Annotated in this window: 11 protein-coding genes and 1 tRNA gene; 6 read left to right on the top strand and 6 right to left on the bottom strand. The window is 66.7% G+C overall.

Going from position 1 to position 11,202, the window contains the following annotated elements; genetic code table 11:
• Positions 1-81: 81 nt before the first annotated feature.
• The 3 genes from TVH25_RS18565 to TVH25_RS18555 are packed head-to-tail and all read right to left on the bottom strand — an operon-like array spanning position 82 to position 2,713.
• Positions 82-315, bottom strand: a complete 234-nt coding sequence (locus TVH25_RS18565) for a hypothetical protein (RefSeq protein ID WP_169620450.1) — start codon at positions 313-315, stop codon at positions 82-84.
• An 11-nt stretch (positions 316-326) separates the two neighbouring features.
• Positions 327-1,547, bottom strand: a complete 1,221-nt coding sequence (locus tag TVH25_RS18560; RefSeq protein WP_422425149.1) for a fatty acid desaturase family protein — start codon at positions 1,545-1,547, stop codon at positions 327-329.
• Positions 1,548-1,591: 44 nt separating this feature from the next.
• The gene (locus tag TVH25_RS18555) at positions 1,592-2,713 is read right to left on the bottom strand and encodes a ferredoxin reductase (RefSeq protein WP_169653207.1); all 1,122 of its coding nucleotides are present in this window, start codon (positions 2,711-2,713) and stop codon (positions 1,592-1,594) included.
• Positions 2,714-2,865: 152 nt separating this feature from the next.
• On the opposite strand from TVH25_RS18555, the gene TVH25_RS18550 reads away from it, so the two are divergent.
• Both TVH25_RS18550 and TVH25_RS18545 read left to right on the top strand, forming a co-directional pair.
• Positions 2,866-3,507, top strand: a complete 642-nt coding sequence (locus tag TVH25_RS18550; protein ID WP_422425147.1) for a TetR family transcriptional regulator — start codon at positions 2,866-2,868, stop codon at positions 3,505-3,507.
• A 24-nt stretch (positions 3,508-3,531) separates the two neighbouring features.
• Entirely contained in the window at positions 3,532-4,377 is an 846-nt protein-coding gene (locus TVH25_RS18545) for an alpha/beta fold hydrolase (RefSeq protein WP_422425146.1), read from the top strand.
• Between the two features lie 21 nt (positions 4,378-4,398).
• Here the strand turns inward: TVH25_RS18545 and TVH25_RS18540 are convergent, their stop codons facing one another.
• Entirely contained in the window at positions 4,399-5,625 is a 1,227-nt protein-coding gene (locus tag TVH25_RS18540; RefSeq protein WP_422425145.1) for an oxygenase MpaB family protein, read from the bottom strand.
• Positions 5,626-5,760: 135 nt separating this feature from the next.
• On the opposite strand from TVH25_RS18540, the gene TVH25_RS18535 reads away from it, so the two are divergent.
• Entirely contained in the window at positions 5,761-6,444 is a 684-nt protein-coding gene (locus TVH25_RS18535) for a TetR/AcrR family transcriptional regulator (RefSeq protein ID WP_296551111.1), read from the top strand.
• Positions 6,445-6,468: 24 nt separating this feature from the next.
• Here TVH25_RS18535 and TVH25_RS18530 read toward each other — a convergent pair whose 3' ends face one another.
• Complete coding sequence (locus TVH25_RS18530) at positions 6,469-7,800, bottom strand: MFS transporter (RefSeq protein WP_422425144.1); 1,332 nt, start codon at positions 7,798-7,800, stop codon at positions 6,469-6,471.
• 111 nt (positions 7,801-7,911) lie between these two features.
• On the opposite strand from TVH25_RS18530, the gene cmrA reads away from it, so the two are divergent.
• Complete coding sequence (cmrA, locus tag TVH25_RS18525) at positions 7,912-8,718, top strand: mycolate reductase (protein ID WP_169620442.1); 807 nt, start codon at positions 7,912-7,914, stop codon at positions 8,716-8,718.
• Here cmrA and TVH25_RS18520 read toward each other — a convergent pair.
• On the bottom strand, positions 8,715-10,322 hold the full coding sequence (locus tag TVH25_RS18520; protein WP_422425142.1) for a helicase HerA-like domain-containing protein: 1,608 nt from the start codon (positions 10,320-10,322) through the stop codon (positions 8,715-8,717). The genes cmrA and TVH25_RS18520 overlap by 4 nt on opposite strands.
• 85 nt (positions 10,323-10,407) lie before the next feature.
• Here TVH25_RS18520 and orn point away from each other — a divergent pair, with 85 nt between their 5' ends.
• The gene (gene orn / locus TVH25_RS18515; RefSeq protein WP_169653200.1) at positions 10,408-11,007 is read left to right on the top strand and encodes an oligoribonuclease; all 600 of its coding nucleotides are present in this window, start codon (positions 10,408-10,410) and stop codon (positions 11,005-11,007) included.
• A gap of 84 nt (positions 11,008-11,091) precedes the next feature.
• Positions 11,092-11,164: transfer RNA gene (locus tag TVH25_RS18510), tRNA-His, on the top strand.
• Positions 11,165-11,202: the final 38 nt, after the last annotated feature.

The raw sequence follows: 11,202 nt of genomic DNA, 5'->3' as shown, positions 1-11,202 counted from the left end.
GGGGCCGCCTGTTTTTGGGGGGGCCCCCCCGTTTGCGGCCGACTACTGTGCTGCGTGATTTCCGGCAGCGTGCGCGGCGCGCTACTCCGTCGTGGAGACCGTCGGGCCGCCCTCGGCAGCCCCGCGCTCCTCGTCGCTACGCGCCTTGCGGGCAGCTTCACGCATCTCGATGCCATCGGTGATCCACCCGCCGACCTCGCGGGTGACGTCACGGACTGCTCCGGTGATGATCCCCGCGATAGCGCCGACTCGCGTCGCCGCCGATTCGGTCATCTCCTGGATGGTGTCCTTGTTGCGTTCGAACTTCCCGACCATGGCACTCCCCCTCAGACGTTCTCCCGTGCGAGGGTACCCGCAGCGTCGTCGGCCTGCTCGCGGGGCGAACGCTCGAGAAGCACCGAGATGTCGGGGGTCTGCGACACCCAGTTCGGCGGCAGTGCGAACGTGAAGATCTTCTTCCACACGGATGCCACCTGGGCGGTGAGGCCGCGGCTGTTGTACGGCAATCCGTACTGTTCACACAGCTCCCGGACACGCGGCGCGAGTTCCGGGTATCGGTGCGCCGGCAGGTCGGGGAACAAGTGGTGCTCGATCTGGTGCGACAGGTTGCCCGACATGATGTGGAACAGCGGCGATCCGGAGATGTTCGCGCTCCCGAGCAGCTGCCGGACATACCACTCGCCCCGCGTCTCCTCGGCCGTTTCGTCCTCGCTGAACGACTGCACGCCCGACGGGAAGTGGCCGCAGAAGATGATCGAATACGCCCACACGTTGCGGACCACATTCGCGGTCGCGTTGCCGACCAGAGTGGGCACGAACAGCGGGCCGGTGAGCAGCGGGAACGCCACGTAGTCCTTGACGACCTGACGACGCGCCTTGCGCCACCAGCCCTGCGCGAGCGGAAGGACGTCTCGCCACGACCGGGTGCCGGCGACGATGTTCTCCGCCTCGGCGTCGTGCATCATCACTCCCCACTCGAACAGCAGCATCAGTGCGGCCGCATAGATGGGGTTGCCGAGGTAGTACGGGTGCCATTTCTGGTTGGGGTCCATCCGCAGGATCCCGTACCCGATGTCACGGTCCTTGCCGACGATGTTGGTGAACGTGTGGTGCATGTAGTTGTGCGAATGCCGCCACTGGTCCGAGGGGCAGACGGTGTCCCACTCGAACGTGCGCGAGTTCAGCGACGGCTCCCTCATCCAGTCGTACTGGCCGTGCATCACGTTGTGCCCGATCTCCATGTTGTCGAGGATCTTCGACACGCTCAGTGCCGCGACCCCCGCAACCCACGCGGGCGGGAAGAAGCCGAGGTACATCAGGCCGCGGCCGGTGACCTCGAATCCGCGCTGCGCCTTGATGATGCGATAGATGTATTCACGGTCCTCGTCGCCGAGCGACGCCACGGTCTCCTCGCGCAACGCGTCGAGTTCGCGGCCCAGTTCGTCGATGTGTTCCCGGGTGAGCACCAGCGGTTCGGGATCCGCGGGCGCAGAGGATCCCGAGAGGAACGGCAGGAAGGGAATCGAGGGCAGGGACAATCCGAACATGGTGTCCTCCAGTGGTATCGGTCTGGATGCTGTGGAGTCGAGCGTCAGAGATCGACGGCGACGTCGCCGACCGGCGCGTTGATGCAGATCTGGATTCGCGTTCCGGGCTCCGAATCGAGTTCACCGGTCCGCACGTCGCGGGTGCAGCCGGAGAGCCGGACAGCCGTGCACGAGTGGCAGATTCCCATCCGGCAACCGTGCTCGGGTGTCAGACCCGCGTTCTCGGCGTGCTCGAGAACCGTCACGCCGGTGTTGTCGGCGACGACACCCGACGAGGCGAACGACACCGTGCCGGTGGCGTCGTCCGGATCGACCGTGTAGGTCGGCGGTGTGAATTCCTCGACGTGGACGAGGTTCTCGGCGCCGTCTCGGGCGTAGACGTCCCGAACACGGGACACCAGGCCCGCAGGCCCGCACACGTAGACCGGAGTATCGGCGAACCACGGTGCGACAGCCTGGAGGTGGGCGGCGTCGAAACGCCCCTGGAGAGCGCCGTCACCCGACCGGGTGTACACGAGAACGACCTCGACGTTGGGGAGCGCCGCGAGGGCATCGAGTGCCTCGCGCCGCGGGACATGCGCCGGAGTCCGGGCGTAGTACAGAAACGTGACCGCACCGGTGTGCCCTTCGGCGGCGAGTCCCTCGAGCATCGACAGCACCGGGGTGATCCCCGATCCACCGCCGATGAGGATCAGTCGCTCGGATCGCGGTGTCGGGAGCACGAAATCGCCCGCCGGTTCACCGAGTTCGACGACGAGTCCGGGTTGCGCGTGTTCGTAGAGGTGGCGGGAGACGATCCCGTCCGGGTGCAACCCCACCGTGAACACGATCGGCCCGCTTCCGTCGCGTACCGCACCGGGTGCGTACGCGGGTGAATAGGTCCGGGTGTGCCGCACGCCGTCGACCGTGATCGACAGCGGAACGTGGCTTCCCGGTTCGAACCGCACGGGCCGCGCCGGGCTGACGGTGAACGTCACCGATCCTGAGGCATTTCGGTCCACGTGTGTAATCCGAGCACGGGTGACGGAAGTGGCGAGCAGAGGATCGACCAGCTCGAGGTACCGGTCGGGATGGTGCGGACTCGAGAGGGTCCCCAGGGCGCTGACGAGCACTTTTCGGGCGAACGTCCGCGCATGGTCTACAGGGGGGAGGTGGCGCGCAATCATTGGTGCCTGCCTTCCGAGCGACATCGTATTCTGAGTGCACATCCGTGCACTCAAGTAAGTGTGACAGGCGGTAGCTCCCCTGTGTCAACCGGTTTGTGACCCCGGTTACACCCGGTGCCCGTGCCGCCGGCCCGTCTGCCTACACTCGAAACGTGTCAGCAGCACCGGCCCCGTCCTCCACGACCCGAGCACAGCGCAAAGAACGCACCCGTCAGGCACTTCTCGACGCGGCGCTCGAGCTGTCCTCGGACCGGGGTCTTGCCGGCGTCAGCCTGCGCGAGGTCGCCCGGCACGCCGGAATCGTGCCGACGGCGTTCTACCGCCACTTCGCCTCCATGGAGGAACTCGGCGTCACCCTCGCCGCCGATACGATGCGGGTGCTGCGACGCCTGCTGCGCGACGCGCGACGCTCCCCCGGTCCCGCCACCGCCCGCGAGTCACTCCGCATCCTGGTGCGTGAAGTGCGGGTACACGAGCCCGCGTTCCGCTTCCTCGCGCGTGAACGCCACGGAGGCCAACCTGAAGTCGCGCGCGCCATCACGACCGAACTGCGTTTGCTCGCCGGCGAACTGGCCGCAGACCTCGCCCGCACACCCGGGCTCGAACAGTGGCCGTTCGACGACCTCGAGATGGTCGCCGACCTGCTGGTCACCGCGATGCTCGACGTCGTGCTGGAACTGCTGTCGGTGCCACGGCCCGGCAGCCCCGAGGAAGCAGAAGTGATCACTCGCGCGGAAAAACAGATGCGGCTGATCCTGCTCGGCATGGCCGCCTGGAAGCCGACGCCCAACTGACCCGACCTCCGTACCGTGGAGGTCATGAGCGGAAACGCCGAAACGACACTGGGCGATCTGACCTTCGATGTCCGGGTTGCGGGACCACCCGGCGGCCCTCCGGTGGTGCTGCTGCACGGTTTTCCCGAGACCGCACGGAGTTGGACGGCCGTCGCCCGCCTGCTCGTACGCGACGGATACCGGGTGATCGCACCCGATCAGCGCGGCTACTCTCCCGGTGCACGACCCGAGGGCGTCGTCCATTACGAGATCTCCGCCTTGGCCGGAGACGTGATCGGGCTGCTCGACGATTTCGAGATCGAGCAGGCTCACCTCGTCGGACACGACTGGGGTGCCGCGGTCGCATGGCACACCGCCGCGCACCACCGCGACCGCGTCTCCACGCTCACCGGGTTCTCGGTGCCGCATCTCGCTGCGTACGGCTGGGCACTGCGGGAGGACGACGACCAGCGCGCCCGCTCGTCGTACATCCAGCTCCTGCGCATGGAGGACAAGGCCGAATCCGTGTTGCTCGAAGACGATGCCCGGAGGCTGCGGGCGATGTTCGATCCGAGCGTCGACCGCGACTCGGTGGACCACTACGTCCGGACGCTGTCCCGTCCGGGCGCGCTCACCGCGGCACTGAACTGGTATCGCGCCATGTCGCCCGAGTGGGAATCGACCCCGCCGGTGCAGGTGCCGACGACCTACGTCTGGAGCACCGGGGACTCGGCGATCGGTTCCGCCGCGGCGGAGCGGTGCCACGAATTCGTCGATGCCGATTACGAATTCGTCGTACTTCCGGACGTCTCGCACTGGATTCCGGAAGAAGCACCCGCCGCCGCCGCCGACGCCATCCGGCGCCGGGCCGGAACCGCGGCAGGCGGCTGACCGCTCACCGGCGAGATTCTGTCAGCGGTAGTTCGGATTGTTGAACTCCGGTATCTCGATGCTGATGGGCCGCAACTCGGACATGTAGAGCAGCACGAACTGACGGAGCAACTCGTCGAACGTCCAATACGCCTCGGGAGCGAGCGGAAGCGGGAGCAGCCCCTCACGGACCGCGACGAACGGTCCCCACGCGACGTCGAGGAGGGTGCCCCACACCGGCTCCCGGGGAATGTTCAACCAGTCGGCGATCTCGTTTCCGAGCATGAAACGAGTCAGGGCACCCAGGATCGGCCGGGTCAGCAGCGTGAAGTCGAGTCCCGCACCGAGATCGAGCAGGATGTCGGCGAGCTTGATGCCCTCCGGCGTGGGAGCGAGGATCGGATCCAGCACCTCCACGGCCTGGGATTCGGCCTGGTCCCACGCGGCGGGTATGTACTGGTCCTCGATGCCGAGCATGTGGGCACTGATCTGCCACGAGTGCAGGAAACCGTCGGCTTCGGCAGCCGCAATGGGCACCTTCCATGCCTTCAAGGTGCGCATGACCGTGGTGGGCAGGCTGTGCCAGGTCACCATCATGTCGTGCTGGCTGATCGGGATGTTCTCCGGAGCGGCGTGCTCCCAGTGCGGAGACTGCGGCAGGAGATGACGAACCGCAGCATGAACCAGCCTGGTCTTCACGGCGGTCACTGCCATTTCGCCGTCGGGCAGGTAGGCGTTGCGAGTTCCGATGTCGTAGCCCAGCTTTGCCGTTTTCGAGATGCGGCGCTTCATGTTCGCGCCGCCCTGGGAGTAGTAGACAGCGAGCGCTTCCTTGGGTATGACCGTGCTCATCATGCCGCTGGCGAAGCCGTAGAGGACGCCGAGATACAACCCGCGCTTCTCGTTGAAACGCACGGCTGTCTCGAGCTTGCCCGGATCCGCCCAGGCAGGCAACTGCCGCGCCTGCTCCATGAACTCTCTCAGGTCCCCCGGCAGGCCGTCGGGGAGCGGCTGACCGTTCTTGGTCCAGGTCCGGAGGAGTTCGTTGACTCTCGGCACATCCCCGCGGTCCAGCAGCGAGGCCACCAGCGGATCGGCCTCCGTGTCCCATACCGTCCTCGGATCGGCACCGCTCCCCGCGCCGGGAATCGACCCGGCGGGAGACCATCTCCACGGCTGCGCGTGGGCGGGAGCGGCAAGCGAGAACGCTCCCAGTGCGCCGAGTGCGCCGCTCAGTTCGAGCATTCTGCGTCTACTCAGATTCTCCATCGGTACCTTCCCCGGCCGGCAGATGATGCAATGAGACATATTTTGTGTCTCTGTAACATCAGAACACAATCGCCCTTCCCGGGCGGGGGTTTTCCGACAGGCACCGCAGTAGACTCGGGATCCCAGGAGGACACCGTGGAACAAGCCCCGCTCGTCCGCAGCACGAACGTGGAGTCGCTGCTCGATCGCGCATATCACGACGCCGTCGAACAGCCCGGCGACGAGGACCGCACCCGCACGCGACTCCTCGACGCCGCATACGAGCAGTTCTGCCGCCTCGGTATCCAGCGCTCCTCGATGGAAGACATCGCGCGGCGCGCGCAATTGTCGCGGATCACGGTGTACCGGAAGTTCGAGTCGAAGGACGCCCTGGTCGATCAAGTGGTCCTTCGCGAAATCCGCCGCTATTTCACGCGGTTCCTCGACGACATCGCACGTGCCGACACCGCAGCCGATCGCGTCGTCGCCGGCTTCGTCAGTTCACTCCACGCCGTCCGCACCAACCCGCTCATCGGCGGTCTCCTCGAGGCGGAACCCACGTTGCTCGCCGGTTCCGTGGTGGGCAACGGGGAAGAAATGCTGGCAACCGTACGGGCTTTCGTCGCGGGCCAGCTTCGCCGTGAACAACAGGCCGGCAACATTTCGCACGCGCTGGATACGGATCTGGTCGCCGAGATGATGGTGCGGATCTCCGCATCCTTCCTCACCTATCCCAGCCGCCTGGTCGATCTCGACGACGATGCCCAACTGGCGCGAATCGCTCGCCGATTTCTCGTGCCGATGCTGGATCCGGCCGACTCGTCCGGCCCTACGGTGTAGATCCGCCGAACGACGGACACGAGCTCACGGACGGGCGTGCGCGTCGGGCGCGCGGACCGCGAGAAGCGCCGCGAGACCGATCGCGAGCACGAGCAGCAGACCGACGATGCCTGCGCGGTCGGTGGCGAACCACCATGCGAAGAATCCGAAGAGCGTCGGCGCGAGGAACGACACCGCACGACCGGTCGTCGCGTAGAGGCCGAACATCTGCCCCTCCCGCCCGTGCGGCGTGAGCCTGACGAGGAAGGTGCGGGCCGACGACTGGGCGGGGCCGACGAACAGGCACAGCACCAGTCCGAAGATCCAGAACATCGTCGGACCGGAGACCACCAGCAGCACCGTTCCCGCGGCGATCATCGCGATCAGCGAACCGACGATGACGGTTTTGGGGCCCAACCGGTCGTCGACGCGCCCGGCGGCGAGGGCACCGAGGGCCGAGACGACATTGGCCGCGACGCCGAAGAGCAACACGTCCGCCGCGCTGATCCCGTACACGTTGACGGCCAGCACCGCACCGAAGGTGAACACACCCGCCAAACCGTCCCGGAACAGCGCAGACGCGCCGAGATACCAGATGGTGCGGCGGTCGACCTGCCACAGCTCGCGCAGATCGCGCCAGAGCACGCGATAGGACTCGACGATGCCGGCCCGACGTGTCTCGTCACCGCGCTCGACCGGTTTTTCCGGTATCGACCACAGCACAGGCAGCGCGAAGACTGCGAACCACACCGCTGCCAGCAGCGCCACGAGGCGGATGTTGGCACCGCCGTCGGTGGAGACCCCGAACAGACCGCGCACGTCTCCGTCGCCCGAGATGAAACCGGCATAGCACACCAGCAACAGCACGATCCCGCCGAAATAGCCCATGGCCCAACCGAATCCGGAGACCCGTCCGAGATTGTCCTCGGTGGAGACCTGCCGCAGCATCGCGTTGTACGGAACCTGCGCAAGCTCGGCGGCCACGGATGCGGCACCGAGCAGGACAAGACCGAGCCAGAGATAGCGGTAGTCGTCGCGCACGAAGTACATGCCCGCCATCGCCGCGACCGTGAGCGCAGTCAATATCGCGAGCGAACGTTTCCGGCGTCCCGCCGCGTCGAACCTCTGTCCGAAGATCGGTGCGGTGACCGCGATGATCGCACCCGAGATACCCAGTGCCCACCCGAGCCACGAGGTCGCCGAGACGGTGCCGGGCAGGTCGTCGCCCACCGCATCGGTGAGATAGACCGAGAAGACGAAGGTGAGGATCACCGCGTGGAACGCGGACGATCCCCAGTCCCACAGACCCCACGCGAAGACCTGTCTGCCCGTCGCGGCACCCCCGGCCCCGGCCGGAGCGTGCGTGTGTGCGCTCATGGTGCGCAGCCTAAGCCGCTCGGGACCGATCGTCCCCGCACCGGCGTCGCGAGTCGCACCCGGCCGACACCGCGGACCCGTCCCGGCCCGATCCCGCTAGGCTGACCCACCGTGACTCTGCCGAATCCCCATCCCGATGCCCGCGCCGTCGTCACCGGAGCTTCTTCCGGTATCGGCGAAGCCCTCGCCACCGAACTCGCCGCACGTGGGCACTCCCTGATTCTCGTCGCACGACGAGGCGAGGTCATGGAATCCCTCGCCGCCACGCTGCGCACCGAACACGGCGTCGCCGTGGAGGTACGTGCCTGCGACCTGTCCGACCGCGACGCGCGCGCAGTCCTCGTCGACGAACTCGCCGGACGACGCATCAGCATCCTCTGCAACAACGCGGGAATCGCCACCTTCGGTGCGGTCGCCGAACTCGACCCGGCATACGAACGCGCGCAGGTCGAACTCAACGCCGTCGCGGTGCACGACCTCACCCTCGCGGTGCTGCCGCAGATGGTCGAGCGCAAGTCCGGTGCGATCCTCATGGTCGGGTCTGCCGCCGGCAACATGCCCATCCCCCACAACGCGACCTACGCCGCGACCAAGGCCTTCGTCAACACGTTCTCCGAGTCGCTGCGCGGCGAGCTCAAAGGCACCGGCGTCCACATCACGCTTCTCGCCCCCGGACCGGTGCGCACCGAGGAACCCGACCCTGCCGAGGCGTCGATCGTCGACAAACTCGTGCCCGACTTCCTGTGGATCTCGAGCGCCCACACCGCCAAGGTGTCGCTCGACGCCCTCGCTGCCAACCGGATGCGCATCGTGCCCGGTGTGATCAGCAAGGCGATGTCGGCGGCGGGACAGTTCGCCCCCCGGTCGGTCTCCGCACCGATCGCCGGTGCCTTCTACCGCAAACTCGGGTCGGACTAACGCCTGCGGCGGCGTCCGGTTCCGAAAATGCTGCGGCCGATCTCCCGGCCCGCCGCGGACGCCGCCGACCGCAGGAAGCTCTTGACCGCCGGACTCCCGAGCGCCTGTTCGATCGTCGACGGCTCGTCGTCGCGTGCAGACTCCGGCAGGACCTCGTCGGCACCCGCGGGCAGCGGCGAGGCCTCGAACTCCGGATCGACATCCGGGGCGCCGGCCACCGACGCGGACAGTTTCTCGTACGCCGATTCACGGTCGACGGTGCGGCCGTACTTCCCGTAGAGCGGGCTGGACTGGGCGGCCGCAAGGATCGCGTTCTCCCCCACCGACCCCATCCGGGAGCGAGGCGGCCGGATCAGCGTCCATGCCACAGGTGTGGGCGCGCCGGTCTCCGACAGCACCGTCACAACCGCTTCCCCGGTTCCGAGCGCGGTCAGTGCCTCGCCGAGGTCGTACGCGTCCGTCGCCGGATAGGTGCGAACGATCTTGTCCAGCGCATCGCGATCCTCCGGGGTGAACGCACGCACTGCGTGCTGGATACGAGCCCCGAGCTGAGACAACACCGGCCGGGGCACATCCGAGGGCAACTGGGTGCAGAAGATGATTCCCACGCCCTTCGAGCGGATCAGCTTGACGGTCTGCTCGACCTGACGCAGGAACGCCTTGGACGCGTCGGTGAACAGCAGATGCGCCTCGTCGAACACGAACACCAACTTCGGCTTCTCGAGGTCCCCGACCTCCGGCAGAGCCTGGAACAGGTCCGCGAGCAGCCACATCAGAAATGTGGAGAACAACGCCGGCTGTGTCGCTCGATCGCCGAGTTCGAACAGGCTGATGACGCCCTGGCCGTCGACGAACCGGAGCAGATCCTCGGTCTCGAATTCCGGCTCACCGAAGAAGGTGTCGCCCCCGGCGTGCTCGAGATTGACGAGCGCGCGCAGGATCACCCCGGCTGTGGCTCCGGACACCCCGCCGATGCTCTTGAGATCGGCCTTTCCCTCGTCGCTCGTCAAGTGCCTGATGACCTCGCTCAAGTCCTTCAGGTCCAGCAACGCCAGCCCCCGCTGGTCGGCCCAGTGGAAGATCAGGCCGAGTGTGGACTCCTGGGTCGCGTTGAGTTCGAGCACCTTGCTCAGCAGGATCGGTCCGAACGACGTGACGGTCGCACGGACCGGGATGCCCGCCCCCTCGGTGCCGAGCGAATAGAACTGCACCGGATATCCACGCGGCTCCCACGACTCGTCGCCGGTGTCGATCGCGCGCGCGACGATCTTCTCCTCGATCACGCCTTCTCCGGTGAGACCGGATAGATCGCCTTTGACATCGGCCATCACCACGGGCACTCCGGCGGACGACAGCTGCTCGGCGATCAACTGCAGTGTTGCGGTCTTGCCCGTTCCGGTGGCGCCCGCCACGAACCCGTGCCGGTTCATCGTGGCCAGAGGGATGCGCACCTTCGCCGTCGGATCGGCCACGCCGTCGAGTACGACGGCGCCGAGTTCGAGCGCGGGACCTGTCGCCGCGTACCCGGCGGCGATCCGTGCGGCCGCGCCCGCCGGCGTGGACTCGTCGTCGTGGTGGTCGGGGAGCTCGGTGTCGTCCGGCATACGGATGCTCCTTACAGCGCGCGTGTGACCACTGCAATGCCACTGCCGACCTTAACTTGTCCGACGCCTGACTACGCTGTATCTCGTGCAGGACAAACTCGTATGGATCGATTGTGAGATGACCGGACTGCGGCTCGACAGCGACAAGCTGATCGAGATCGCGGCACTGGTGACCGATAGCGAACTCAACGTGCTCGGCGAAGGCGTGGACATCGTCATCCATGCCGACGACGAAGCACTCGCGGCGATGCCGGAGGTCGTGCAGCAGATGCACGCCCGCTCGGGGCTCACCGAGGAAGTGCGCCGCTCTACGGTCGGGCTCGCGGAAGCCGAGAAGCTGGTGCTCGACTACATCCGCGAACACGTCGGGGAAGCGGGCACGGCGCCGCTCGCAGGTAACTCGATCGGCACCGACCGGGGGTTCATCACCCGCGACATGCCCGAACTCGACAGCTACCTCCATTACCGGATGGTCGACGTGAGTTCGATCAAGGAGCTGTGCCGCCGCTGGTACCCGCGTATCTACTTCGGGCAGCCGGAAAAGGGGTTGTCGCACCGGGCACTGGCCGACATCAAGGAGTCGATCCGCGAACTCCGCTACTACCGGCGTACCGCCTTCGTTGCCGCACCCGGACCGTCCCCCGAGGACATCGCCGCGGTCGTGGAGGACCTCGGACCGGCCTGACCTGCCGATTCGTTATTTCCGGCAAAGTCACGCTAGTATCTCTACCGCAGGCGCAAGCGGCCCCGGCCACATGCGAATGCGATGGTGAGTGTAGTTCAGTTGGTAGAGCACCAGGTTGTGATCCTGGCTGTCGCGGGTTCGAGTCCCGTCACTCACCCGATAGAAGGGCCCCCCCCCCGCCGCCCCCGCCGGGGG

It is taken from the genome of Rhodococcus sp. 7Tela_A2, from assembly GCF_049311045.1.
Taxonomy (GTDB): domain Bacteria; phylum Actinomycetota; class Actinomycetes; order Mycobacteriales; family Mycobacteriaceae; genus Rhodococcus.
This window is presented reverse-complemented; position numbering and strand designations above follow the sequence as displayed.